Source organism: Streptococcus sp. LMAG:39 (assembly GCF_008680485.1).
Taxonomy (GTDB): Bacteria; Bacillota; Bacilli; order Lactobacillales; family Streptococcaceae; genus Streptococcus; species Streptococcus pasteurianus.
In genome coordinates this window covers 205148-229118 of the sequence record NZ_NALE01000001.1, presented here as the reverse complement: position 1 = coordinate 229118, position 23971 = coordinate 205148, and the positions used below count along the sequence as shown (strand labels likewise).

General features: G+C 37.8%; 27 protein-coding genes and 1 other annotated feature. Of the genes, 19 read left to right on the top strand and 8 right to left on the bottom strand.

The window, feature by feature from the left end; translation table 11 throughout:
- Positions 1–45: 45 nt before the first annotated feature.
- On the bottom strand, positions 46–939 hold the full coding sequence (locus CCC20_RS01135) for a LysR family transcriptional regulator (protein ID WP_101774244.1): 894 nt from the start codon (positions 937–939) through the stop codon (positions 46–48).
- Between the two features lie 576 nt (positions 940–1515).
- Between CCC20_RS01135 and CCC20_RS01130 the strand changes: the two genes are divergently transcribed.
- The 9 genes from CCC20_RS01130 to fni all read left to right on the top strand — a co-directional run bounded on the left by CCC20_RS01130 (position 1516) and on the right by fni (position 9563).
- Positions 1516–2520, top strand: a complete 1005-nt coding sequence (locus CCC20_RS01130) for a uroporphyrinogen decarboxylase family protein (RefSeq protein ID WP_172473474.1) — start codon at positions 1516–1518, stop codon at positions 2518–2520.
- A gap of 26 nt (positions 2521–2546) precedes the next feature.
- Positions 2547–3425: a transporter substrate-binding domain-containing protein gene (locus CCC20_RS01125; RefSeq protein ID WP_041973602.1), complete on the top strand. Its 879-nt coding sequence runs from the start codon at positions 2547–2549 to the stop codon at positions 3423–3425.
- Between the two features lie 9 nt (positions 3426–3434).
- A complete protein-coding gene (locus CCC20_RS01120; protein ID WP_003065219.1) occupies positions 3435–4127 on the top strand; it encodes an amino acid ABC transporter permease in 693 nt (230 codons plus the stop codon).
- 9 nt (positions 4128–4136) lie between these two features.
- On the top strand, positions 4137–4817 hold the full coding sequence (locus CCC20_RS01115) for an amino acid ABC transporter permease (RefSeq protein WP_048791474.1): 681 nt from the start codon (positions 4137–4139) through the stop codon (positions 4815–4817).
- A 20-nt stretch (positions 4818–4837) separates the two neighbouring features.
- On the top strand, positions 4838–5596 hold the full coding sequence (locus CCC20_RS01110) for an amino acid ABC transporter ATP-binding protein (RefSeq protein ID WP_009854375.1): 759 nt from the start codon (positions 4838–4840) through the stop codon (positions 5594–5596).
- 122 nt (positions 5597–5718) lie between these two features.
- Positions 5719–6597, top strand: coding sequence for a mevalonate kinase (mvk, locus tag CCC20_RS01105; RefSeq protein ID WP_003065213.1), 879 nt, complete (start codon positions 5719–5721; stop codon positions 6595–6597).
- Complete coding sequence (gene mvaD / locus CCC20_RS01100) at positions 6579–7529, top strand: diphosphomevalonate decarboxylase (RefSeq protein WP_048791473.1); 951 nt, start codon at positions 6579–6581, stop codon at positions 7527–7529. The genes mvk and mvaD overlap by 19 nt, the downstream gene beginning before the upstream one ends.
- Positions 7516–8523, top strand: a complete 1008-nt coding sequence (locus CCC20_RS01095) for a phosphomevalonate kinase (protein ID WP_048791472.1) — start codon at positions 7516–7518, stop codon at positions 8521–8523. The genes mvaD and CCC20_RS01095 overlap by 14 nt, the downstream gene beginning before the upstream one ends.
- 41 nt (positions 8524–8564) lie before the next feature.
- On the top strand, positions 8565–9563 hold the full coding sequence (fni, locus tag CCC20_RS01090; RefSeq protein WP_003065206.1) for a type 2 isopentenyl-diphosphate Delta-isomerase: 999 nt from the start codon (positions 8565–8567) through the stop codon (positions 9561–9563).
- A 39-nt stretch (positions 9564–9602) separates the two neighbouring features.
- Here fni and trhA read toward each other — a convergent pair whose 3' ends face one another.
- The 4 genes from trhA to CCC20_RS01070 form a co-directional block, all read right to left on the bottom strand.
- Positions 9603–10259, bottom strand: coding sequence for a PAQR family membrane homeostasis protein TrhA (gene trhA / locus CCC20_RS01085; RefSeq protein ID WP_048791471.1), 657 nt, complete (start codon positions 10257–10259; stop codon positions 9603–9605).
- A complete protein-coding gene (locus CCC20_RS01080; protein ID WP_003065202.1) occupies positions 10249–10692 on the bottom strand; it encodes a DUF1836 domain-containing protein in 444 nt (147 codons plus the stop codon). Before CCC20_RS01080 ends, trhA begins: the two co-directional genes overlap by 11 nt.
- A 175-nt stretch (positions 10693–10867) precedes the next feature.
- Positions 10868–12151 carry a hydroxymethylglutaryl-CoA reductase, degradative gene (locus CCC20_RS01075; RefSeq protein WP_048791470.1) on the bottom strand — a complete coding sequence of 428 codons (1284 nt, stop codon included), beginning with the start codon at positions 12149–12151 and terminating at the stop codon, positions 10868–10870.
- Positions 12126–13304 (bottom strand): hydroxymethylglutaryl-CoA synthase, encoded by a 1179-nt coding sequence (locus CCC20_RS01070; protein ID WP_048791469.1) that lies wholly within the window; start codon positions 13302–13304, stop codon positions 12126–12128. The genes CCC20_RS01075 and CCC20_RS01070 overlap by 26 nt, the downstream gene beginning before the upstream one ends.
- Positions 13305–13623: 319 nt before the next feature.
- Here CCC20_RS01070 and CCC20_RS01065 point away from each other — a divergent pair, with 319 nt between their 5' ends.
- The 6 genes from CCC20_RS01065 (at position 13624) to CCC20_RS01040 (ending at position 17444) form a co-directional block, all read left to right on the top strand.
- Positions 13624–14463, top strand: coding sequence for a thymidylate synthase (locus tag CCC20_RS01065; protein ID WP_048791468.1), 840 nt, complete (start codon positions 13624–13626; stop codon positions 14461–14463).
- A gap of 87 nt (positions 14464–14550) precedes the next feature.
- On the top strand, positions 14551–15045 hold the full coding sequence (locus CCC20_RS01060; RefSeq protein ID WP_117479592.1) for a dihydrofolate reductase: 495 nt from the start codon (positions 14551–14553) through the stop codon (positions 15043–15045).
- Between the two features lie 15 nt (positions 15046–15060).
- The gene (locus CCC20_RS01055; protein WP_003065196.1) at positions 15061–15231 is read left to right on the top strand and encodes a hypothetical protein; all 171 of its coding nucleotides are present in this window, start codon (positions 15061–15063) and stop codon (positions 15229–15231) included.
- Positions 15232–15263: 32 nt separating this feature from the next.
- The gene (gene clpX, locus CCC20_RS01050) at positions 15264–16493 is read left to right on the top strand and encodes an ATP-dependent Clp protease ATP-binding subunit ClpX (protein ID WP_003065195.1); all 1230 of its coding nucleotides are present in this window, start codon (positions 15264–15266) and stop codon (positions 16491–16493) included.
- A 7-nt stretch (positions 16494–16500) separates the two neighbouring features.
- Complete coding sequence (yihA, locus tag CCC20_RS01045; protein WP_048791466.1) at positions 16501–17097, top strand: ribosome biogenesis GTP-binding protein YihA/YsxC; 597 nt, start codon at positions 16501–16503, stop codon at positions 17095–17097.
- 131 nt (positions 17098–17228) lie between these two features.
- Positions 17229–17444, top strand: a complete 216-nt coding sequence (locus CCC20_RS01040; RefSeq protein WP_082144682.1) for a GyrI-like domain-containing protein — start codon at positions 17229–17231, stop codon at positions 17442–17444.
- An 89-nt stretch (positions 17445–17533) separates the two neighbouring features.
- Here CCC20_RS01040 and CCC20_RS01035 read toward each other — a convergent pair whose 3' ends face one another.
- From CCC20_RS01035 to CCC20_RS01025, 3 genes are all read right to left on the bottom strand, one after another.
- Entirely contained in the window at positions 17534–18202 is a 669-nt protein-coding gene (locus CCC20_RS01035) for a YoaK family protein (RefSeq protein WP_048791487.1), read from the bottom strand.
- A gap of 108 nt (positions 18203–18310) precedes the next feature.
- Positions 18311–18958, bottom strand: a complete 648-nt coding sequence (locus tag CCC20_RS01030) for an endonuclease III domain-containing protein (RefSeq protein ID WP_048791465.1) — start codon at positions 18956–18958, stop codon at positions 18311–18313.
- Positions 18959–19063: 105 nt separating this feature from the next.
- Positions 19064–21172 carry an AAA family ATPase gene (locus CCC20_RS01025; RefSeq protein ID WP_048791464.1) on the bottom strand — a complete coding sequence of 703 codons (2109 nt, stop codon included), beginning with the start codon at positions 21170–21172 and terminating at the stop codon, positions 19064–19066.
- Positions 21173–21536: 364 nt separating this feature from the next.
- Positions 21537–21672 (top strand) — a sequence feature (ribosomal protein L10 leader region).
- A gap of 28 nt (positions 21673–21700) precedes the next feature.
- Between CCC20_RS01025 and rplJ the strand changes: the two genes are divergently transcribed.
- The 4 genes from rplJ to CCC20_RS01005 all read left to right on the top strand — a co-directional run bounded on the left by rplJ (position 21701) and on the right by CCC20_RS01005 (position 23830).
- Positions 21701–22204, top strand: a complete 504-nt coding sequence (gene rplJ / locus CCC20_RS01020; RefSeq protein ID WP_048791463.1) for a 50S ribosomal protein L10 — start codon at positions 21701–21703, stop codon at positions 22202–22204.
- 69 nt (positions 22205–22273) lie between these two features.
- Entirely contained in the window at positions 22274–22642 is a 369-nt protein-coding gene (gene rplL, locus CCC20_RS01015; protein ID WP_003065188.1) for a 50S ribosomal protein L7/L12, read from the top strand.
- A 199-nt stretch (positions 22643–22841) separates the two neighbouring features.
- Positions 22842–23015: a hypothetical protein gene (locus tag CCC20_RS01010; RefSeq protein WP_285394245.1), complete on the top strand. Its 174-nt coding sequence runs from the start codon at positions 22842–22844 to the stop codon at positions 23013–23015.
- Positions 23012–23830: a replication initiator protein A gene (locus CCC20_RS01005; RefSeq protein WP_285394246.1), complete on the top strand. Its 819-nt coding sequence runs from the start codon at positions 23012–23014 to the stop codon at positions 23828–23830. Before CCC20_RS01010 ends, CCC20_RS01005 begins: the two co-directional genes overlap by 4 nt.
- The last annotated feature ends 141 nt before the right edge of the window (positions 23831–23971 follow it).

Genomic DNA, 23971 nt, shown 5'->3' with positions numbered 1-23971 from the left:
TTTTAGCACAAAAAAAAGCAAAATAATGGTATGAAGATTGCTTTATCAGTTTGCTTCAGGAAAGTCATTGAGGCTTTTCTTGATTTCTTGAATAAAGGCTGTTCCAATTTTTGAAACTTTTTTCTTTTTATTGGTCACATATCCAAGGGTATGTTTAGGACTATCTTGCAGAGGAATGAGGACAATTTGGTTACGAACGAAGCTATTTACAATTCCAAGACCAGAGGCGTAGGCGTCTGTTGCACAAAGTAAATTCATGACTGTTCCACGGTCATTGCTATAGAGCACGTGCTGTGTATTGTGAATTTGTAAGGCATCCTCGTCAAAATTCAAACCTGATTGTTCCTGACGGAAGCGAATTTGGTCGTAACCTTTTAAGTCGCTTTCAGAAATGACATCCTTATGTGCCAATGGGTGATTGCGTCTAAGAAAAACACGTGTTGGAAAATCACCCAAAGACGTAAATTCCAAATCATGGTGTTCCAGGGAAGATTCCAAAATATGCTTATTTTCGTCATCCAGATAAATAATACCCAAATCAGCTTCAAAACGAGCAACACTTTCTAAAATTTTCTTAGTGGTCGTTTCAATCGTTTGAAATTCTTGATAATCTTGATTGAATTCTTGGGCAACCTTTGCCAACGGAATTGACAAGAAATCATAATGATGCGATGCTACCGTGAAACTCTTTTTAAATTGGTCATGGTAACGTTGCTCAAGCAAATCAAGCTCACCGATAATACGTTTGGCATATTTCAAAAAATCATAGCCATCTTCAGTTGTATTGGAACGTGTGAACAGTTGAACCCCTAATTCATTTTCTAAATCCTTAATAGAACTTGATAAATTGGGTTGAGTCATAAATAATTCCTTAGCTGCCTGACTAAAAGAACCTACACGAGCGACTGCTTCAACATAACGACATTGTTGAAAATTCATAAAACCTCATCCCTTCATCATAATAGTTGTTGTCATTATAGCAAAAATAAGATTAAAAAATCAGTAAATTTCTGATAGAAAAAAATAAAGCCGTGATAAGATTTTTGTATAACCTGTCATTAGTTTTCTAGATTATAAGCAGATTTTATGGATAATAATAAAAAATTTAGATTATACGAATGAAAAGAGACGTGGTAAGATAGGATTACTAAAAATCTTGAAGGAAGACGTGTCTATGATAGTAACCGAAAAGCAGTTAAGAAACATTTCAATAGTAACACTAATCATTTTTGTCTTATCTCTTCTTATTTTTTGAAAATATCTCCTTTTAACCCATTGATTTCTGATTACCAGAGCTCTGAAATCACGAAAGAAGATTTACAGTATCTTAATTGCTTAAAAAGTTTGACACATTTGCCTTGAAGATAAAAAGTCAGTCGAGAGAATATCTTGACTGGCTTTTTCTTTGGTTTTCGCTATAAGCAAATCTTATGGCTATTCATAAAAAATATAGATTTTTCAAGTATAAAAATGCATGATAGTATAATTGTCATACCAAAAGCAAAGGAGAAACAGATTATGACAACAAAGAGAGAATGGGTTTTAAAAGCATTTAAAAATGAAAAAGTCGACAAAGTTCCTGTCGGATTTTGGTATCATTTCACAACGGATGATGAAAGAGGCGACGGTTTTAATCCTGAGATTTTCAATAAAAATATCGCAGGACATAAAAAATTCGTTTTAGACGTCAATCCAGATTTTGTCAAGGTGATGAGTGATGGCTTCTTCACTTATCCTAATGAACAAATTCATCAAGGCGTCACTTCTATCAAAGAATTAGAAGGAATTGTCTCTATCGGTGAAAATCATCCTTGGATTACACAACAAGTTGAATTAGCCAAAAAAATACGTGAAGATTTCCCAGAAGATATTGCTTCTTTCTATAATATTTTTGCTCCTGTGACTTATTTGAAGTGGCAATTGGCAGGAAAAGGTGGCAATGGTGATGAAATCATTGAAAACTTTATCAAGGAAGACGCTGAATTGACTAAAGAAGTTTTGGACGTGGTTGCTGGCGACATTGGCATCCTAACAAAACGTTTAATTAAAGAAGCAGGAGTTGACGGTATTTACCTCAGCGTTCAAAATTTGCAAGATTCACGTTCAAGCAAAGAAGAATACAACCAAGTGATTAAACCAGGTGAGCTTCACATTTTGAATCGTGCGATTTCTGCTGGTGGTACGAATATTCTTCACATCTGTGGTTATGAAGGCGCAACAAATGACATTATGTATTACACAGATTATCCCGCAGATGTCATTAACTGGGCAGTTGAATTGGAAGGTGTCAGCTTATCAGAAGGACGTCAATTGTTCGGTGGCAAAACAGTTCTTGGTGGCTTTGAAAATACTGAAAAAGGTTTATTATACCTTGGCAGTAAAGAAGCTATTCAAGGAAAAGTCAAAGAATTGCTTGATGAAGCAGGACGTCAAGGCGTTGTGATTGGAGCAGATTGTACCGTACCAAGTGATATTTCGTCAAAACGTATTGATTGGGTGAAAGAAGCAGTTGCTTTATGAGTTTTTAGGAAAAGGAGTGGATGTATATGAGTAAGAAAAAATGGATTGTTGCTGGTGGAATTGTTGTAGCGCTTGTTGCAGCGACAGTAATTGGACGTCAATTAACAGGTAAGACGACCGCAAGTGCTCAAAGCTCATCTGGCGATTCAGACAAGGTGACTACCCTTCAAGTCGCTCATACACAAAACTATGTGCCATACGATTATGTCGATGAAAATGGTGAAAGTGACGGATTTGAAGTTGCTGTTTTGAAAGCCGTTGATAAAAAATTGAAAAATTATAAATTCGAATACACAGGAACAAGTGACGAAGATTTGCTGATTGGTCTTGAATCTGGAAAATACGATATTGGTGTCAAAGGTGCATGGTACACTGCTGAACGTGCTGAAAAATTTGTGATTCCAGACGAAGCCATTGGTGCTAGTGTGATTGGCTTTGCCATTCGTAAAGAAGATGAATCAAAATACACAGATATCGATTCATTTGCTAATAGCGGTGGTAAACTCGTTCCAATTTCACCACAAAATGCTCAATATAATGTGATTCAAGAGTACAATAAAACAGCTAAAAATCCGATTGAATTGATAGAATCAGAAAGTTTCTCTGTTGCGGATGCCTATGCTTGGGTTCTTGAAGGACGTTACGATGCTTATTTCTCAATCAAGTTGTCATTTGAAGAAGCTGTTCAAGACGAAGATGGTGCTTATCATCAATATGCTGACCAATTAACATGGTTCCCATATAAAGGCATTGAAACTTATCCATTGATTCATAAAAATGCTACTAATGAAGCTTTTGCTGAAGAATATGATAAAGCTATTAAAGGGTTGAAAGAGGACGGTACAATCGCAAAACTTTCTGAAAAATACTTTGGAGAAGATGTCTTTAGTTACGTCACAGACTAGGAGGTGCCTATGGTTTCTTATGAACCATCTCGTGTGATAACATTTCTTCCGGAAATTTTATCAGCTTTACCTCTGACTTTATGGGTTTTAGTATTGACCATTTTATTTGGAAGCTTGTTAGGACTGTTTTTGGCTTGGTCACAGTTGTCAGGTGAAAAAAGCTTACCCTCTTTTGCAAGAGGATATGTCTTTATTTTAAGATGTACGCCCCCTATTGTGCTTATCTTTTTGGTTTTTTATGGTTTACCTCGTTTTTTAGAATGGTGGTTAGGCATCGATGTCAATGGTTGGTCTCGTTCAGTGTTTGTTATTTTAGCGATGACATTGTTGTTTGCAGCTAGTATCTCAGAAGTTTTTAAATCCTCTTATCAAGCACTTCCTAAAGGTCAATTAGAAGCAGGGCTTAGTATTGGTTTAACAGATTATCAGACATTTGTCAGAATCCTTTTGCCACAGGCGTTTCGGATTGCACTCCCCAATATCACGACAGCGATTATTAATCTATTAAAAGACATTGCTTTAGCCTATACGATTGGTCTGGTTGATTTAATGGGTGCTGGAAATTTGGTTATTTCACGAAATCTGGGCAATTATTCGCTTGAAACCTATACAGCGGTTGCCATTATTTACTGGGTTTTAGCGTTAATTTTAGCTGTTGGAACACATTTCATTGAAAATGAGTTAGACACGACACGAGGTTAAGGAGGGATTATGGATTTTTCTTACATTTTAGAAACATTTGTCAAAATTCTTTCTGGGATTCCAGTAACCTTGGGAATTATGGTTGTTTCCATTCTTTTGAGTTTCTTTCCAGCTCTTTTTCTAGCTTTAGGTCGCATTTATAAGGTGAAAGGTGTTACGGGATTTTCAGTTATTTATCTCGCCTTTATTCGTTCGACACCAGCTATTTTACTGATTTTATTTTTTTATAGTCTTTTTCCAAGTTTGATTAACCAGCTATTGAAAGCCACAGGTTTTAATATTTTTGACATTAATCCTATTTATTACGCTTACATTATTTTTGGGCTTATGACTACTGGAAGCCTATCTGAGATTATCCGCTCTGCCATTTTAACGGTTGATAAAGGACAGTTAGAAGCTGCACAGGCGATTGGGCTTTCGACCAGTCAAGCTTATATTAGAATAGTTTTTCCGCAAGCTATTCGTCAGGCGCTACCAAATCTTTGCAACTTGGTGATTAATCTCGTCAAGGGGACTTCTCTTGTTTTTGTGATGACGGTGAAAGATATCACGGCAATTGCTAAGATTGAAGCCGCTTATGGTTACCATTATTTTGAATCCTATTTTGTTATTTTCATTATTTATATTGTGATTTGTGGGCTTATTCAATACGGTTTTAAATTTTTAGAAAAACGTGCTCAAATTGTTTGAGGTCAAGTTAGGAGTTTTCTATGTTATCAGTTAAAAATATCGAAAAATCATTTGGAGATAAAAAAGTTTTAGACGGGATTAGTTTGACAGTCAATCAAGGTGATGTTGTTGTCATCTTGGGACCTTCGGGTTCAGGAAAAACAACTTTCTTGCGGTCTCTTAATTATCTTGAAAAAGCTGATGCTGGGGAGTTGATACTAGATGGCAAGACCTACGATTTGGCAAAAATCAGTCGCAAGGATGTTCTTGAAATTCGCAAAAAAACAGCCTTTGTTTTCCAAAATTATAATTTATTTGCTAACAAAACGGCTATTGAAAATATTTTGGAAGGACTAGTCATTGCTCGCAAGATTCCAAAAGAAGAAGCTATCCCAATTGCTGAAAATGCGCTGAAAAAAGTTGGGCTTTTAGAGAAAAAAGACTACTATCCTAGTCAATTGTCTGGTGGGCAACAGCAACGGATTGGAATTGCGCGTGCTATCGCTGTGAAACCTGATGTCATTTTATTTGACGAGCCGACATCTGCCCTTGACCCAGAATTGATTGGAGATGTTCTTGATGTCATGAAAGAATTAGCCCAAGAAGGGGTCACCATGGTAGTCGTCACTCACGAAATGAGCTTTGCGCGTGATGTGGCAACACATGTCATCTTTATGGAAGGCGGACACATTATCGAAGAAGGCGACCCAAAAGAATTCTTCAGCAAACCAAAAGAAGAACGCACCAAACAATTCTTAACCCGCATCATCCCAGAACTCAATATAGACCCAGTGATTTAAACCAGTCCTTGACTGGTTTTTCTATTTTTTTATGATAAGGGCTAACATTTTCCAGTAAAAGTCGCTTTTTTTGTGGAACAATGATAAAATGGAGTGTAAACTAAAAATTGTAAGAGAAGAGCATGACTAAGAAAATTGGCGTCGGTAAGGCGCATAGTAAGATTATTTGGATGGGTGAACATTCCGTTGTTTATGGCTATCCTGCCATTGCGATTCCGCTTCAAGGAATTAAGGTTGAATGTCATATTTATCCAGCTGAAGAAAAGATTCACTTTGATTTTTATGACACGTTATCAACTGCCGTTTATGCGGCGTTAGAGTACCTAAATCACACAGATGTTTCCATTACCTATGCGATTCGTTCTGAAATTCCACAAAAACGTGGCATGGGGTCATCAGCAGCGGTTTCTATCGCAGCTATCCGTGCTGTTTTTGATTATTTTGAGCAAAGCATTGATATGAATACTCTGGAAATTTTGGTGAATAAAGCAGAGATTATTGCACATTCAAATCCAAGTGGGCTTGATGCCAAGACTTGTTTGAGTGATAAAGCCATTACTTTTATCCGTAACATCGGTTTTAGTACCCTTGATTTAGATTTGGATGCTTATTTGGTTATTGCAGATACGGGAATTTATGGTAATACGCGTGAAGCTGTTGAGAAGGTTGCTCAAGCAGAAGAGGCCAATTTACCACATCTAGCAGCCCTTGGCGACTTAACCGAAATTGTTCAAAAAGCTATTCAAGACAAAGATATTCAAAAAATTGGTCACATGATGACCAAAGCACACGCTCATTTACAAGCTATTGGTGTCAGCATTGACGTTTCCGACCAACTGGTTAAGCTTTCTTTGGGAAATGGTGCCCTTGGAGCCAAGATGAGTGGTGGCGGACTTGGAGGCTGTATTATTGCCCTTGCAAGTACCAAAGCTGACGCAGAAAAAATAAGTAACGCATTAAAAGAAGGAGGAGCGGTTCAAACGTGGATCGAAAAATTGTAACGGTAAAATCATATGCCAACATTGCTATTATCAAATACTGGGGGAAAGCTGACGCTATCAAGATGATTCCAGCAACTAGCAGTATTTCTTTGACTCTGGAAAATATGTTTACCACAACAACTGTTTCTTTTTTACCACAATCGGTTGGTCATGATGAATTTTACATCAATGGTGTCTTGCAAGATGAAAAAGAACACGCAAAAATTTCTGCCATTATCGACCAATACCGTGGTGGACGTTCCGAATTTGTCAAAGTTGAAACTAGCAATAACATGCCAACCGCTGCAGGTTTATCATCAAGTTCAAGTGGACTTTCAGCGCTTGTAAAGGCTTGTAATGAACTTTTCGAAACTGGCTTAAATCAATCAGAGTTGGCACAAAAAGCCAAATTTGCTTCAGGCTCATCATCACGTTCATTCTTTGGACCGATTGCTGCGTGGGATAAAGACAGCGGAGATATTTATCCAGTGCAAACCAATCTCAAATTAGCAATGATTATGCTTGTTTTAAGCGATAGCAAGAAACCAATTTCTAGTCGTGAAGGCATGAAACGCTGTGCTGAAACGTCAACAACTTTTGCGGATTGGGTTAAACAATCTGAGCAAGATTATAAGGATATGCTTGCTTATTTGGAAGCCAATGATTTTGAAAAAGTTGGAGAATTGACAGAACGCAATGCGCTTGCCATGCACGATACTAACACACACGCTAATCCACCATTCAATTATTTGACAAATGAGACCTATGCAGCTATGGATTTTGTTAAATCGCTGCGCGCTCAAGGTGAAAAATGCTATTTCACAATGGATGCAGGTCCAAATGTTAAAGTTCTTTGTTTGGAAGAAGATTTAGAGCGCTTAACAAAACGTTTTGAAGAAAACTATCGTGTGATTGCATCACGTACTAAGGTGTTACCAGATGAAAACGATTAGTGTGCAGACAGGTGGAAAGCTCTATATTGCAGGCGAATATGCCATACTAACCCCTGGGCAAACTGCTATTTTGAAAAATATTCCCATTCCTATGACAGCGATAGTCAAAGAAGCCAAAAAAATTTCCCTTTTTTCAGACATGTTTGACTACGCTACTGATATGACAGTGGATAAGAATTACACGCTCATTCAGCAAACCATTGTCACTCTGGCTACTTACCTTGACAAATCTTTGCATGATTTACCAGCATTTAAACTCGATATTACTGGAAAGTTAGAGCGTGACGGTAAGAAATTTGGCATTGGGTCAAGTGGTTCAGTGACGGTGTTAACGCTCAAAGCCTTGTCCGCATTTTATGAGCTAAAGTTATCAGCGGATACCATTTTCAAGCTTGCTTCCTATACGCTTTTAAAACTGGGGGACAATGGTTCTATGGGCGACATAGCTTGTATTGCTTACGATGATTTGGTGGCTTTCACCTCTTTTGACCGTCAAAAAGTGTCAACGTGGATTGCAACAGAAGACATCAAAACTGTACTTGCTAAAGACTGGGGCTATCGTATCGAAATCATCAAACCTGCGTTACTATGTGACTTCTTGGTAGGCTGGACAAAACAACCGTCCATTTCAAAAGATATGATTAATTTAGTCAAATCGGCCATTACAAGAGCGTTTCTTGAGGATACAGAAAGAAATGTTCAATTCTGTAAGCAAGCCCTTCAAACGGGTAATAAAATGGCTGTTAAGGCAAGCCTGCAAAAAGTTAGTGATTTGTTGCTCGGTTTAAGCTCAGCTATTTACAACGACAAGTTAAAGGCGTTGAAATCTGCTGAAAAAGGTTTAGATGTCATTGCAAAATCATCTGGCTCAGGCGGAGGTGACTGTGGTATTGCAATATCATTCTCAGAAAGCGACAGCCACGAACTCGCCCAACGTTGGCAGAAAGCTGGTATTGAAATACTATATCAAGAAAGATTAAGTGATGAAAGATAAATTAAGTTTAGTCAGACCAATTTGGATTGAGGTAACCAAGAATGATTAATCGCAAAGATGAACACATTAAGTACGCTTTAAAATATCAATCTCCTTATAATTCTTTTGACGATATAGAGTTGATTCATCATTCTCTTCCTGATTATGATTTAAGTGAGATTGATTTGCACACCCATTTTGCGGGGCGTGATTTTGAGTTTCCTTTTTATATCAATGCCATGACGGGCGGTTCAGAAAAAGGCAGAGCTGTTAATCAAAAATTGGCTCAAATTGCACAAGCAACGGGGCTTGTTATGGTTACAGGCTCCTACAGTGCTGCGCTGAAAAATCCTCATGATGATTCTTATCCTAGCAAAGAAGAATTTCCAGAGTTGCTGCTAGCGACCAATATCGGAATTGACAAACCTTATGAATTAGGGCTACAAACTATTCACGAAATGCAGCCCATTTTTCTCCAAGTTCATGTCAACCTAATGCAAGAGCTTTTAATGCCAGAAGGTGAACGTGAGTTTCGCCAATGGAAAGAAAATCTCGCCGATTATGCCACAAAAATGCCAGCTCCTGTCATTCTTAAAGAAGTCGGCTTTGGTATGGATTTAAAAACAATTGAAATGGCTCACAAGTTAGGTATTAAAACTGTTGATATTTCAGGACGTGGTGGCACAAGTTTTGCCTATATCGAAAATCAACGTGGGCATAATCGTTCTTACCTCGATGAGTGGGGACAAAGCACGGTCCAAACGCTGTTAAATGCTCAGCCGATGATTGATAAGATTGAAATCTTGGCGTCTGGTGGCGTTCGTCATCCTTTGGATATTATAAAATGCTTGGTTTTAGGAGCAAAAGCGGTAGGAGTATCGCGAGCAATCCTAGAACTCGTCGAAAAATATTCTGTTGAAGAAGTCATCACAATCATTAATGGCTGGAAAGACGACTTGCGCCTCATCATGTGTGCTCTGAATTGCAAAACAATTGCCGAACTTAGACAGGTAGATTATCTCCTGTACGGAAAATTAAACGAAGCAAACCAAAAACGCTGATTCTTTTGAATCAACGTTTTTTATATATTACTAAATTTATCACAACATGTAATAAACAATGGCAATGTAATGTAGCACTGAAGCTAGTAAAATGAAGAGATGCCAAATCATGTGGTCGTAAGGACGTTTTCTAGCGTAGAAGATTGCTCCGATAGTATATGAAAGACCACCAGCAAGCATTAGTAGCCAGAAAGCAACACCAGTTTTGCTAACAATGCTTGGAATAATGAAAATCACTAGCCAGCCCATAAGCAAGTAGAGAAAGAGTGAGAATCTTTCATTAATCTTCTTGGCAAAAATTTTATATAAAATACCAAAAATAGTTGCGCCCCATTGCAAGATAATAATAACATATCCGAGCCAGCCACCTACTAAAGAGAGAGCGACAGGAGTGTAAGAACCTGCAATAGCAATGTAAATCATACTGTGGTCGATAATCCGCAAAATGAATTTCTGTGGTGAATCATATTGCATAGAATGATAAATTGTCGATGATAGAAACATCAAGAAAAGGCTAATATCAAAGATAGACATGCCGACAGCTGCTTCTATACCATAATGGTGATAACTATAAATGGCAGTGATAGGAAGCAGGACAAGCATTGCCACAGCTCCAACAGCGTGAGTGACACTATTTGCGACTTCTTCGCCGAATGAAAGACGTTTACTTAATTTCATAGTCATGCTAGCATTCATCTTTTTCTCCTTCTAATTCTTGAACTAATTGGTGAGTTTGGTAATACAGCTGCAATGTTTGACAAGCTGAAACGACAACAGGAGGTAAGTCGTCTATCTTTTCACCATTCATGCAAGCAACAAAATCATCATAACGTTTTTGTGATTGGTTGTCCGCTGTTAAAATCGCCAATGTTTGGCTAATTTCTTGAATGGAAAAGACGTTTTTTAAACTTGTAATGACAATTAATCGTGCCACCTGCTTACGACTGTATTTTTTCTTAATCGGCTTTTCGAGATGCCCATGTTTAACATAATTGTTAATCATAGAAGCCGTTAATCCTTTTTCGTTTTGATGATTGGCTTCGCCGATTTGGTTGACATACAGCAGTACCTGATCTAAATATAAATCTATATCTGGTAATTCAGACCATTTTGGATAAGACATTGTCATAAAGTTTTATTTACCTCTTTATCTAGTATCGATAACTAGATTATATAATCTCTAAAAAATATTGTCAAGAAAAAACTTCATTTTGGAGAAATAATGTCAAAAAAATCAGAAAACTTAATATTTTTCGTTCATTTACAGTTATAAAAAAGCGTCCGGGAGGTTCCAGACGCTTTGTCTATTTCAGATTGTTTAGAATTGTTTTGGCAGTTTCTAAATTCATATGTGGTGCTTGCAAGAGTTGTTGAACCACTTTGCCAACTTCGTTTTCAGTGGCACCAGCAAGAAGTGCTAATGATTTGGCTTGCAATTTCATGTGTCCTGCCTGAATACCAGTAGAAGTCAATGCTTTCACGGCAGCGAAATTTTGTGCTAGCCCAACAGAAACAATGATTTTTGCAAGTGTTTGTGCATCTGGATGCCCTAGTAGTTCGTGAGCGATTTTAACGGTTGGGTTAAGTCCGATAGAACCACCGCGTGTTGCGATTGGCATTGGGAGCGTTAATTGACCGCGAAGTACTTGTTGCTCTTTATCAAATGACCAAGTTGCTAAACCACGGCATTGTCCGTCTTTGCAAGCATAGGCGTTAGCGCCTGCTTCGATAGCTCGCCAGTCATTTCCAGTTGCCAAGACAACGGCATCTATACCATTAAAAATCCCTTTATTATGTGTGGTAGCACGATAAACATCAACTTGAGCAAGTTTGCTTGCCAGTTGGAATTTACTTGCTAATGCTTGGGCTTCTGTTTTGTTGCGGCTGAGGTAGCGAAGGTCAACTTGACATTCGGTGGTAACCAGCGCCTGCGTTGCATAGTTTGAAAGAATTGCCATTAGACTTTTTCCGCCAGAAAGTTCTTCCAAACTAGGCACTAAAGCCTCCATCATGGTGTTGACCATATTGGCTCCCATAGCTTCTTGTGTATCAACCGTCAAGTAAACAATCAGAAACTCATCTTTTTCTTCCACAGTCAATTCTCTAGCGCCGCCACCACGTTTTACGATAGAAGGGTGAGCTTCATTGGCTAAGGTCAATAGCTGCGCAGAATGATTCAAGATAGTTTCTTTTGCGATAGCTTTGTCTACCACATCATAAAGGGCAACTTGACCAATCATTTTTCGAGAATGAACTTTGGTCTTAAAACCACCTGAACGTTTGATGATTTTAGCTGCAAAACTAGCCGCCGCCACCACTGAAGGTTCTTCAGTTACCATTGGAACGTTGAAAGTAGCACCATCAACCTGAAAATCAGGAGCAACTGAAAACGGCAAAGAGAAAGTTCCCAAAACATTCTCTGTTAGCTGATTGGCTGTTTCAAGCGATAGCAAGGTATTTTCTTTTAAGTCATTAAGCGTTTCAGTGCTTAAAAGACGATTATTTTCCAAATGTTCAAGACGTTCAGTTATTGCTTTTTTGGAGAATCCACTCCAGTTAACTTTAGTCGATTTCGTTTGTTTTTCCATAAATTCTTTCGTGTCCACGAATTTCTTTGAGGGCAAATGTTCCAGTTTTGTAATTTGCAAAAGAAGCATTACCGTCAGCATCTAAAACAGGTTCTTCAAAGAAGATTCTTTCGTAATCTTCAACAGAAAGAGCAATACGTTGTTTGAGTTCTTGAAGTCGGCTATTTTTAAGTTTGTCTTTGAAACCTTCAACCAATGTTCCAGTGAAAATTTCAGCAACTGCGCCACTTCCATAGCTGAAGAAAGCGATATTGTCACCGCCTACCAAGTTTTCACTATTTTCAAGAAGTGAAAGGAGTCCAAGGAAGAGTGAACCAGTGTATATATTTCCGACTTGTTTACTATAAAGGATAGAACTTTCAAAGTTAGCTTTAAGTTTTTCTTGCAAATCAGCTGGCAATGTTTTATCCATAATTTTATTAAAGCCTTTAAGGGCTAATTTTGGAAATGGTAAGTGGAAACAGAAAGCTGAAAAATCAGAAAGTGATGTATTAAAGCGTTTTTGAAATTCTGCCCATGTCGTTTTCAACATATCAAGGTATTGTTTGGTTGAATAAATACCATTGACATAAGGCGTTGTTGAATAATTAGGACGCCAGAAGTCCATAATGTCGCGTGTTTGAGCAACGAAATTATCATTTAAGAGTAAAATTTGTGGGTCTTGTGAGATAAGCATGGCAATGCTACCAGCACCTTGCGTTGGTTCCCCTGAAGTGTGGGCTCCGTAACGAGCAATGTCAGAAGCAATAACGAGGACTTTTGATTCTGGGTGTTTTTCAACGTGTAAGCGAGCGTAATCAAGCGCTGCTGTCGCACTGTAACAAGCTTCTTTCATCTCGATACTACGTGCAAAAGGTTGAATTCCCAAAAGGTTGTGAATACAAGTTGCTGCCGCTTTACTTTGGTCAACAGATGATTCTGTCGCAACGATAACCATATCAATGGCTTCTTTGTCATCATTAGTAAGAATGCTGTCAGCAGCAGAAGCACCAAGAGTTACAATGTCATCATTGACAGGTGCAATACTAAGCGTTCTTAACAGCAAACCTTTGCTGTACTTTTCAGGGTCAACTTGACGACTTTCAGCTAAATCATCCATGTTTAGCATATATTGTGATGTCGCAAACCCGATTTTATCAATACCGATTTTCATGAATAAACCTTTCTGAATGATTGAACTCACCTGATACTACAATGTTTACGAGTACCTGCCTAGCTAACTCATAATGAGCTCAAATGTCTTATGGCATATTGAGTTCGTGATTATTATTAATTGAGTGACTAAATGTCCAAAGATAATTCTACCATAAAGTTGTGAAAATGCTCTACAAAAAAATTATTTATTTCATTCGTCAAAGTAATGGCAAAATATTTTGAATACAAGAAAAATACTAGCTTTTTTTGTTTATTTCAGATAAAATAGGAAAGAATGATTTTTTTACAAAATCAAAAAATCCAAAGGAGTGAATGGCATGACAAAAGCTGATGTGATTTTTAAAGAAAATATCAAAAAAATTATGGAAGAAGGTGTCTTTTCAGAAAATGCTCGCCCTGTTTACCAAAGCGGTGGACAAGCTAATTCAAAATACGTTACGGGAGCGTTTGCTGAATATGATTTGAGTAAGGGGGAATTTCCGATTACAACCCTCCGCCCTATTCCGATTAAAAGTGCTATTCGTGAAATCTTTTGGATTTATCAAGACCAAACGAATGATTTATCAGTTTTAAATGATAAATACAATGTCAAATATTGGAATGACTGGGAAGTTGACAACTCTGGAACGATTGGCGAACGTTATGGTGCTGTTGTCAAAAAACACGACATTATCCGTAAAATATTGAAACAATTAGAGGAAAATCCATGGAATCGTCGTAATGTCATCTCACTTTGGGATTACGAAGCTTTTGAAAATACAGACGGACTTTTGCCATGTGCTTTTCAAACAATGTATGATGTGCGTCGTGTTGACGGTGAGATTTACCTTGATGCAACTTTGACTCAACGTTCAAATGATATGCTTGTTTCACACCACATCAATGCTATGCAATATGTTGCCCTTCAAATGATGATTGCTAAGCATTTTGGTTGGAAAGTGGGAAAATTCTTCTACTTTGTCAATAACTTGCATATCTACGATAATCAATTCGAGCAAGCTCGAGAATTGCTTTCTCGCGAATCTACGGATTGTAAACCACGTTTGGTACTCAACGTGCCAGACGGAACAGATTTCTTTGATATTAAACCAGAAGATTTTGAATTAGTTGATTATGAGCCAGTTAAACCACAAATAAAATTTGATTTGGCTATTTAATCCCTCTTTTGTGGTCGTTTCCGTATCACATTTCTGTATTTTTTAGGGAAATCTGATAAAATGAAATAGACGAAATGAGAGGACTGTATGACAAAGAAAATCGTTGCCATTTGGGCAGAAGATGAAAATCGTTTAATCGGAGTAAATGATGGCTTGCCATGGCGTTTACCAAAAGAATTAAAACACTTTAAAGAAACAACCATGGGACAAGCCCTTTTAATGGGGCGTGTCACCTTTGACGGAATGAATCGCCGTATTCTTCCAGGACGCGAAACATTGATTTTAACAAGAGACAAGTCCTTTGAGGCAGATGGTGTAAGAATCGTTCATGACATGGACGAGGTTTTTGATTGGTTTAAAAAGCAGGATAAGACCCTTTATATCCTTGGTGGGGCTAGTATCTATAAAGCTTTTCTACCGCATTGTGATGCTATTATTAAAACAACGGTTCATGGTGTTTTTGAAGGTGATACGTATTTCCCAGACATTGATTTGACAAGCTTTAGAAAAGTCTCTGAAACCTTCAACGAAAAAGATGATAAAAATGCCTACGACTTTACCATTACAGTCTTAGAAAAATAAAATAGGGAGATAGGAATGCAAAGAAGTATTTTTGGTGTATTCACGGCTTTCTTAGCGGTTATTTGTATTTTATGTGCCCTCCCAGCACTTAGAAAAAAACGATATGGATTGGCAGTTCTTTTGTTTTTAAATGCCTTTACAAATATAGTCAATACCATTCATGCCGTGTATGGTACCTTATTTTAATTTAGAGAGAATAGAATTAGAGAGAATAAAAGATGGTTGGAAATCGAACAAATGATGTAAAAGTTTATTGCTCATTCTGTGGAAAAAGCCAAGATGAAGTGAAAAAAATCATTGCAGGAAACAATGTTTTTATCTGTAATGAGTGCGTGGCTTTGTCACAAGAAATTATCAAAGAAGAACTTGCTGAAGAAGTTCTTGCAGATTTAGCGGAAGTTCCAAAACCTAAAGAGTTGTTAGCAACTCTTGACGAATATGTCGTTGGTCAAGACCGTGCCAAACGCGCGCTTGCCGTAGCTGTTTATAACCATTACAAACGTGTTTCTTTTGCGGAAAGTCGCAACGAAGAAGATGTTGATTTGCAAAAATCAAACATTTTGATGATTGGTCCTACAGGTTCAGGAAAAACATTCCTAGCTCAAACTTTGGCTAAAACATTGAATGTACCGTTTGCGATTGCTGATGCGACATCATTGACAGAAGCAGGATACGTTGGTGAAGATGTTGAAAATATCCTTTTGAAATTAATTCAAGCAGCTGATTTTAATATCGAACGCGCAGAACGCGGTATCATTTACGTGGACGAAATTGATAAAATCGCTAAAAAAGGCGAAAATGTCTCAATTACACGTGATGTTTCAGGTGAAGGTGTTCAACAAGCACTTCTTAAAATCATTGAAGGAACAGTTGCTAGCGTACCACCTCAAGGTGGACGTAAGCACCCTAACCAAGAAATGATTCAAATTGATACTAAAAATATCCTATTCATTGTCGGCGGTGCTTTTGATGGTATCGAGGATATTGTCAAACAACGTTTAGGTGAAAAGGTTATCGGTTTTGGCCAAAATAACCGTAAAATTGATGAAAATGCTTCTTATATGCAAGAAATCATTTCAGAAGATATTCAAAAATTTGGCTTGATTCCAGAGTTTATCGGACGTTTGCCAGTTGTAGCGGCACTTGAACAGTTGACGGCTGATGATTTGGTTCGTATCTTGACAGAACCACGTAATGCCTTGGTTAAACAATATCAAACACTATTATCATATGACGGTGTTGAACTAGAATTTGATAAAGATGCTTTGCAAGCTATTGCTAACAAAGCCATTGAACGTAAGACAGGAGCTCGTGGTTTACGCTCAATTATTGAGGAAACTATGATGGATATCATGTTTGAAATTCCTAGCCAAGAAGAAGTGACCAAGGTTCGTGTCACTAAAGCGGCTGTTGAAGGCAAAGATAAACCAATTTTGGAAATTGCGTAAGGAGCTGATGATGACTGAGTATTTAAATACCCACAACGCTTCGCTTCTGTTGAGCGCAGCCAATAAATCCCATTATCCGCAAGATGATTTACCAGAAATTGCGCTTGCTGGGCGTTCAAACGTTGGAAAGTCGAGCTTTATTAATACCCTTTTAGGGCGTAAGAACCTAGCTCGTACATCTAGTAAGCCAGGAAAAACCCAATTGCTTAACTTCTATAATATTGATGATAAATTGCGTTTTGTCGATGTGCCTGGTTACGGCTATGCCAAAGTTTCTAAATCAGAACGCGCCAAATGGGGCAAGATGATTGAAGAATATTTGGTAAGTCGTGATAATTTGCGTGCCGTTGTCAGCTTGGTTGATTTGCGTCATGAACCAAGCGCTGATGACGTTCAAATGTACGACTTCCTAAAATATTATGAGATTCCCGTTATTGTCGTTGCCACAAAAGCTGACAAGATTCCTCGTGGCAAATGGAACAAGCATGAATCAGCAATCAAAAAGAAATTAAACTTTAATAAATCAGATAAATTTATTATCTTTTCATCCGTTGACCGCACAGGTTTAGATGAATCTTGGGATAGTATTTTAGATGAATTATGATAAGAGGCTGGGTTTTGAACTGCACCTCAAAAGTTAGACAGAAAAAATCTAACTTTTGAAGTGTTTTTATATGAAATTAAGTTATGAAGATAAAGTAAAAATATATGAGATGATAAAATCAGGATGAGCAAATTTATTTTGAGACAATCCCTGCTGAAAATTGTGTAGAAATTCTTCACATAGGTGCTTATGATGATGAACCTATCTCTTTTCAAAAAATGGATTTATTTGCTAAAGAAACTAATGTAAAGCGTTCAAAAAATTATCATAGAGAAATTTACTTGAATAATGAAAATCGTGTTAGCAAAGATAAGCTCAAAACCATTTTGTACTATCCTATTGAATAATGACTGGATGCTACTTTAGCATCATTTACCTAAAATCCTAAAATACCCCTAGACTAGTATTGGTACTAATCTAGGGGCGTTTTTTAATATCAAATATTACAAGCTTGCAAGCGATAGCGGACAACGACACTTGAATAATGGTAGATAATGCAAGCGAGATTTAGTGTTACTATCCAGATAGTTTTTTCATGTGTAAAATGATATAAAATAGCTGTCGTGATTGCGCCGATGACAAAACTAATAACAACAAGGGAGTAATTGATAGCTTGGCGCTTCATAGCACACGTTTTTTCATCGGCATTAAAATACTGATGCCAAGCTGTTATCATTTTACGGTAATTCCCAGACGTCATCAGAATAGAATAAGCGTGTGATTCAATCTGACTACCTGAAAATGTCAAGGTTAATAGCCCAGCTGCTAGTGCCAGTAAGACAACCCAAAGTAAACGAATATCTGGCAATAGTGGCAAAATCATTGTGACAATCAACAACGGTAGCAGAGCATAAACTCTCCAAAAGGCTGTTTTGGCATTGGCACGTATATGCAAACCAAACATGAAACCAATCGAGAAGAAAAGAACAGAAAATAAGCGAATCAGCGTTTGCTGCAATGGACTGTGACTAATATCGGCGATTAGAAAAAGAATATTACCAGTCTGAGTTGCGACCAAGGTGTCGAATTGTATTTGACAATAGACATCTAAAGCGCCTCCCAAAAAGCCAAGTAAAATGGCCTCAAAGCGACTGTTTTGAGGCATATATTCTAATTCATTCACATCATTTCCTTCTTTCTACAATAAGCTCAATACTTTTATTGTAGCACTTTCTCAAACAGCTAACTAGCTCATTTTCAGAAAAAATGACACTTATTTCAAAATCAACTGGTCGCCTGCCAGAAAACTTTTCTGAAAGTCCTCGACAGGATGAAAATATTGTTTGCCAAACTCATCAATTAATCCGTGGAATTCTTGTGCATCCGCAAAGGTAAATGGTTGCGGAAGTTCTGCAAGCAATATTGCTAAGCTTTTATAGTCAGTTAAATCATTAATTCCTAATTGTGTAAATAATGTACGAGCGTATTTATCAGCGATAAATTGCGGCTGGTCAAAGATATAAGCCATGAGAACATCAGCAGTTTCTGGTCCAACACCGTGCAAAGACAATAAGACTTTTCGCAGTGAGCTACCATATTGTTGAACAATCTTTGCGGGATTTTCCTCATGCGCCAAATACCAACTAGCTACTTCTTGAATAGCCTTACTTTTATTTTTCATAAAACCAGCAGGGCGGACAAGTTCTTCTAAGTTTTCTTTAGGTATATTCACCAGCACTTGCAAATCGTAGTTGCTAGCTGCTCTGATAAGTTGTGAAGCCCTAGTAGCGTTTAATTCAGTCGTATTTTGAATGAGAATAGCCTCAATGATGATTTGTTGCTTGGAATCAGCAGGCCACCAATTCGTTGCTCCCATATGTGTTAGCATTTTTTGATAAAGATTATAAAGTGTGAGTTGCATATCATTATCCTTTGTAAACTTTTTAGTTATTCTATTTTATCAAAATACCATAGAAAAAGCCCAACTTCTGTGAGTTGAGCTTAATAGGAGTGTTTAAAATACGGATTATTTTTCGCTGATGACTAGTTCTCCGTCAACCATGTCAGCTTTAAGGTGTCTAACATCTGTGTGATCGAGATAGAAATCAGTGATTTTATCGCGGATTTCTTGTTCAATGACACGGCGGAGTGGTCGAACACCCATGGCTTCATCATAACCTTCTTCGATAAGGTGTTGTTTAGCAGCATCACTAACCACCAAATCAATGCCTTTCTTGGCAATAGTCTTGCTAACTTCGTCAAGCATTAAGTCAACAATGTCGTTCAAATCTTCTTTAGTCAAGTGAGAGAATTCAATAATGCCGTTGAAACGGTTAAGAAATTCAGGGCGGAAGTATGGGGCGATACGATCCATAATTTTCTTGTCTTTATCATCTTGACCAGTCAAAGCTTCATTGCCAAATCCGGCATTAGAGGTAGCAATGATGACGGTATTTTTAAAGTTAATCGTATTACCTTGACCGTCTGTCAAACGACCATCATCCAAAACTTGGAGAAGAAGTGTGATGACTTGAGGGTCAGCTTTTTCAATTTCATCAAGAAGAATAATTGAGTATGGGTTACGACGAACACGTTCAGTAAGCGTGTTGCTATTGTCGTCGTAGCCAACATAGCCAGCAGTTGTACCGATTAATTTAGAAACGGCTGTGCGATCAGAGTATTCAGACATATCAAGGCGGATAATAGCATCTTTTGAGCCAAACATATCAAGGGCTAATTGTTTAGCAAGCTCTGTCTTACCAACGCCAGTAGGACCGACAAAGAGGAAACTACCAATTGGTCGATTACCTTCGTCAAAGCCAGCACGGTTACGACGAATGGCACGTGAGACGGCTTCAACAGCCTCATCTTGTCCTATGACTTTACCTTTCAAACGGCTAGCTAATTCTTTCAAGCGTTCAATATCACTTGCTCCCATATTTGACACGGGAACACCAGTTAATCGTTCGACAGATTCTGCCACATCATTAACGGTAGCTGTAACTTTTTGCCCTTCCGTATGGTTGTCAATTTGTTTTTGCAATTCTTCGATACGAACCTTGGCATTGAGAGCTGCTTCGTAATCTTCTTTAGCCACAGCATTTTCTTGTTTTTCTTTTTGGTCTGCAATTTCCTTTTCAAGAGATTTGACATCAGTTGCAGGGTGTTGAGCAGCCAAATGAGCAGCAGTCATATCAATCAAGTCAATAGCTTTATCTGGTAAACTACGTTGTGGGATATATTGAATTGAAAAATCAACAGCGGCTTTTAACACATTATCGGGGAGAATAACGTTGTGGTGTTTTTCATATAAATCACGAATTCCCATTAAAATGTTAAAGCTATCTTGAGCAGAAGGAGCATTTACTTTAACTTCGTTGAAACGGCGAGCGAGCGCAGCATTTTTCAAAATAGTATTACGATACTCGTCTTGAGTTGTTGCACCGATAACGGTCAATTCGCCACGAGAAAGCGCAGGTTTGAGAATGTCAGCTAAGCCTTTAGAACCAGAGTCGCCACCAGTTGACCCTGCGCCTAAAATTTGGTGGATTTCATCAAAGAAGAGAATGATATTACCAGCGTCTTTAACTTCTTTGACAAGGTTTTGGATATTTTCTTCAAAAGCACCACGATATTGTGTGCCAGCTTCAAGACCAGAAATATCAATAGAAATAATTTCTTTATTTTTGATAGCTGCTGGCACATCACCATTGACAATAGCTTGCGCTAAGCCTTCGACAACGGCTGTTTTACCAACACCTGCATCCCCAACAAGGACAGGATTGTTTTTAGTACGACGTGACAAGATTTCAGCAGTTTCTTGGATTTCTTTGTTACGTCCAATAACAGGGTCGAGTTCGTTAGCGCGTGCGCGTTCGGTCAAGTTTGTTCCTAATTTTGCCAAGATACCATCTTCTTTAGGAGCAGAACTAGGCGCCCCTTCTTGGTATTCCGCGTTTCCAGGGAGCTTACCTGTTTGGCGATATTGTGCAAATTCTTCAGGAGTAACTTCGCGCCCATTAATCAAATAGCGTCTGTTTTCTGAATTGTACCCGCCCATGTTACTCATAAGTTCGTTAAAAATATCATCCATATTTCCAAAAGGATTTCTTCCGTAAAAATTATTATTTGCCATAAATATTACCTCTTTTCAATCATATTTTCTAAAGTGATACTATTATACGATTTAGTATCTGGAAGGTTAAATCTCTTTAGTCTTTACAAATCGTAGTAGAGAGGTCGCATTTAAAGAGATTTCTTAATTGTTCCTATCAATCACCTTCTGATACTATAATATACTATTGGTCAGAAAAAGTCAAATATTTATATGCAAAAAATATGATTTTTTTAAAAGGAAGCGTTTTATACGAAGCTAAACCGATACTATAATCTGTTTTTGGATTTTTCCCATCTTTAAAGGATATTTAAAAACATGAAAAGAATAAAATATTTCATAAAAAGTGTTGACACAAGGAGAAATATTGGATATAATAATTAAGGTTTTGTAATGAAACTGACCTAAGACAGCAGGGGAGCCGTGCTCATAATATTCCTGCCGAGGCACAAAACGTAATGATGAAATAACGTATTTGTACTTTCGTGTCTAGGTTTAGGTGCGAATTTTTTTGTACCTAGCCCAAAAATAATTACGGAGGTAAAACTAATGAGTGAAGCAATTATTGCTAAAAAAGCTGAGCAAGTTGAAGCTGTTGCTGAAAAAATGAAAGCTGCTGCATCTATCGTTGTTGTAGATTCACGTGGTCTTACAGTTGAGCAAGATACAGTTCTTCGTCGTAATCTTCGCGAAAGCGGCGTTGAGTTCAAAGTCATCAAAAACTCAATTTTGACTCGTGCAGCTGAAAAAGCTGGTCTTGGCGATATGAAAGATCTTTTCGTTGGACCATCAGCAGTAGCCTTCTCTAACGAGGATGTTGTTGCTCCTGCTAAAATTATCAATGATTTTGCGAAAGATGCTGAAGCACTTGAAATCAAAGGTGGTGCAATCGAAGGTTCTGTTTCTTCAAAAGAAGAAATCCTTGCCCTTGCTACATTGCCAAACCGCGAAGGACTTCTTTCTATGCTCCTTTCTGTACTTCAAGCACCAGTTCGCAATGTTGCACTTGCTGTCAAAGCAGTTGCAGACAACAAAGAAGACAACGCGGCTTAATGCGTATGGTAGCTTAACGCTACAAACAATTATCTAATTAAAACAATTAATATTTTGGAGGAATCTATAATGGCATTGAACATTGAAAACATTATTGCTGAAATTAAAGAAGCTTCAATCCTTGAATTGAACGACCTTGTAAAAGCTATTGAAGAAGAATTTGGTGTAACTGCAGCTGCTCCTGTTGCTGTAGCTGCTGGTGGTGCTGCTGACGCTGGTGCTGCTAAAGACTCATTTGACGTTGAATTGACTTCAGCTGGTGACAAGAAAGTTGCTGTTATCAAAGCTGTACGTGAAGTTACAGGTCTTGGTCTTAAAGAAGCTAAAGCTCTTGTTGATGGTGCACCTGCTAACGTTAAAGAAGGCGTTGCAACTGCGGAAGCTGAAGAAATCAAAGCTAAACTTGAAGAAGCTGGAGCTTCAATTACTCTTAAATAAGAGTCACATCATAATTAGATTGCGGAATTCCTATTTACCAGTCTTTGAGAGCGATAAGCGATTGATAGAAACTGATAAATTGATTTGGTTTCCTGCCAAAAATCCTGCCAAAAATTCTTTGGCAGGATTTTTGTTTTAATAAATTTTCGGGGGTAGACATTAGAGTGTCTACCCCTTTTTTTGCGTTTTGGAGGTAATTATGCAAAAGGAAGAACAATCATCACGTCAAATGGTGATGTGTCATCTCGTGGCTATCTTGGGAGTTGATATTGAGAAAGCAACTCAGCTAATTGATGAAATGGAACAAGTAGGTTTAGTCCGATTTGATGAATTTGGAAATGTTGGAATTTTAGTCTTGGAGGGACAATCATGAAACGTATTACCGCTGATCAGTATCAGACATCAGAGCGATATTATAAACTCCCTAAAATTTTATTTGAGAGTGAACGGTATAAGAATATGAAACTGGAGGTTAAGGTAGCCTACGCGGTTTTAAAAGATCGGTTAGAATTGTCTTTGAGTAAGGGCTGGATTGATGAGGATGGGGCTATTTACTTGATTTATTCCAATTCAAATCTGATGGCACTTTTAGGTTGTTCAAAATCAAAATTACTCTCTATCAAGAAAACCTTACGTGACTATGGCTTAATTGATGAAGTCCAACAGTCCTCTAGTGAAAAAGGTCGTATGGCAAATAAAATTTACTTGGGGGAATTAGAACATGAACTTACCCCAGTCTTACATTCAGACGGGGCTAGTGTTAAAAAAACACTAGGGGGGTCTCAAAGAAATACGGGGCCGGTCTTAAATTCAGCCCCTAGTGAGACTGAAGGAAGTGAGACTAAATATAGTGAAACTGAAGGGAGTAATTTCCTTATTGAGGACGAGGAGGAGAGGCAGTTAGTAGATGAAATACAAGAAGAAAACTTTTCTTCAAAAGTCGATTCCGTGACCAAGTACGATCGAGACTATATTTGGGGTTTGGTTCATGACCAATTAAGAAAAACAGGTCTATCTCAGTCGGCTAGTGACTATGCCATGATTTATTTTAGTGATCGTTATCAGTATGCATTGGAACATATGAGATTTGCTCGGTCAGCGGAAGTGATAGCTGAATACGTGTTTAATGGTGTGCTGTCAGAATGGACCAAGCAACTGAGACGACAAGAAGTAAAGGGAGGTGATTAAGATGATTTGGTGGATACTTGGTGGAATCTATTTGATTTCAATCATCATTTTGATTGTTGAAATCATTCGTGCACCAGAAATGGATAATCATATATAAGCAAGAGTTTTACAAATCGTAAGGCTCTTTTTTATTTGGAAAGA

Coding starts and splice junctions, on each gene's coding strand:
- CCC20_RS01035 (WP_048791487.1), bottom strand. CDS start 18,202: ATGCCTCAAAACAGTCGCTTTGAGGCCATTTTACTTGGCTTTTTGGGA.
- CCC20_RS01005 (WP_285394246.1), top strand. CDS start 23,012: ATGAAACGTATTACCGCTGATCAGTATCAGACATCAGAGCGATATTAT.
- clpX (WP_003065195.1), top strand. CDS start 15,264: ATGGTTGGAAATCGAACAAATGATGTAAAAGTTTATTGCTCATTCTGT.
- rplJ (WP_048791463.1), top strand. CDS start 21,701: ATGAGTGAAGCAATTATTGCTAAAAAAGCTGAGCAAGTTGAAGCTGTT.
- CCC20_RS01025 (WP_048791464.1), bottom strand. CDS start 21,172: ATGGCAAATAATAATTTTTACGGAAGAAATCCTTTTGGAAATATGGAT.
- CCC20_RS01070 (WP_048791469.1), bottom strand. CDS start 13,304: ATGAAAATCGGTATTGATAAAATCGGGTTTGCGACATCACAATATATG.
- CCC20_RS01060 (WP_117479592.1), top strand. CDS start 14,551: ATGACAAAGAAAATCGTTGCCATTTGGGCAGAAGATGAAAATCGTTTA.
- rplL (WP_003065188.1), top strand. CDS start 22,274: ATGGCATTGAACATTGAAAACATTATTGCTGAAATTAAAGAAGCTTCA.
- CCC20_RS01065 (WP_048791468.1), top strand. CDS start 13,624: ATGACAAAAGCTGATGTGATTTTTAAAGAAAATATCAAAAAAATTATG.
- CCC20_RS01120 (WP_003065219.1), top strand. CDS start 3,435: ATGGTTTCTTATGAACCATCTCGTGTGATAACATTTCTTCCGGAAATT.
- CCC20_RS01055 (WP_003065196.1), top strand. CDS start 15,061: ATGCAAAGAAGTATTTTTGGTGTATTCACGGCTTTCTTAGCGGTTATT.
- fni (WP_003065206.1), top strand. CDS start 8,565: ATGATTAATCGCAAAGATGAACACATTAAGTACGCTTTAAAATATCAA.
- CCC20_RS01030 (WP_048791465.1), bottom strand. CDS start 18,958: ATGCAACTCACACTTTATAATCTTTATCAAAAAATGCTAACACATATG.
- CCC20_RS01075 (WP_048791470.1), bottom strand. CDS start 12,151: ATGGAAAAACAAACGAAATCGACTAAAGTTAACTGGAGTGGATTCTCC.
- CCC20_RS01010 (WP_285394245.1), top strand. CDS start 22,842: ATGCAAAAGGAAGAACAATCATCACGTCAAATGGTGATGTGTCATCTC.
- CCC20_RS01080 (WP_003065202.1), bottom strand. CDS start 10,692: ATGACAATGTCTTATCCAAAATGGTCTGAATTACCAGATATAGATTTA.
- CCC20_RS01135 (WP_101774244.1), bottom strand. CDS start 939: ATGAATTTTCAACAATGTCGTTATGTTGAAGCAGTCGCTCGTGTAGGT.
- CCC20_RS01095 (WP_048791472.1), top strand. CDS start 7,516: ATGAAAACGATTAGTGTGCAGACAGGTGGAAAGCTCTATATTGCAGGC.
- CCC20_RS01125 (WP_041973602.1), top strand. CDS start 2,547: ATGAGTAAGAAAAAATGGATTGTTGCTGGTGGAATTGTTGTAGCGCTT.
- CCC20_RS01110 (WP_009854375.1), top strand. CDS start 4,838: ATGTTATCAGTTAAAAATATCGAAAAATCATTTGGAGATAAAAAAGTT.
- yihA (WP_048791466.1), top strand. CDS start 16,501: ATGATGACTGAGTATTTAAATACCCACAACGCTTCGCTTCTGTTGAGC.
- trhA (WP_048791471.1), bottom strand. CDS start 10,259: ATGAATGCTAGCATGACTATGAAATTAAGTAAACGTCTTTCATTCGGC.
- CCC20_RS01115 (WP_048791474.1), top strand. CDS start 4,137: ATGGATTTTTCTTACATTTTAGAAACATTTGTCAAAATTCTTTCTGGG.
- mvk (WP_003065213.1), top strand. CDS start 5,719: ATGACTAAGAAAATTGGCGTCGGTAAGGCGCATAGTAAGATTATTTGG.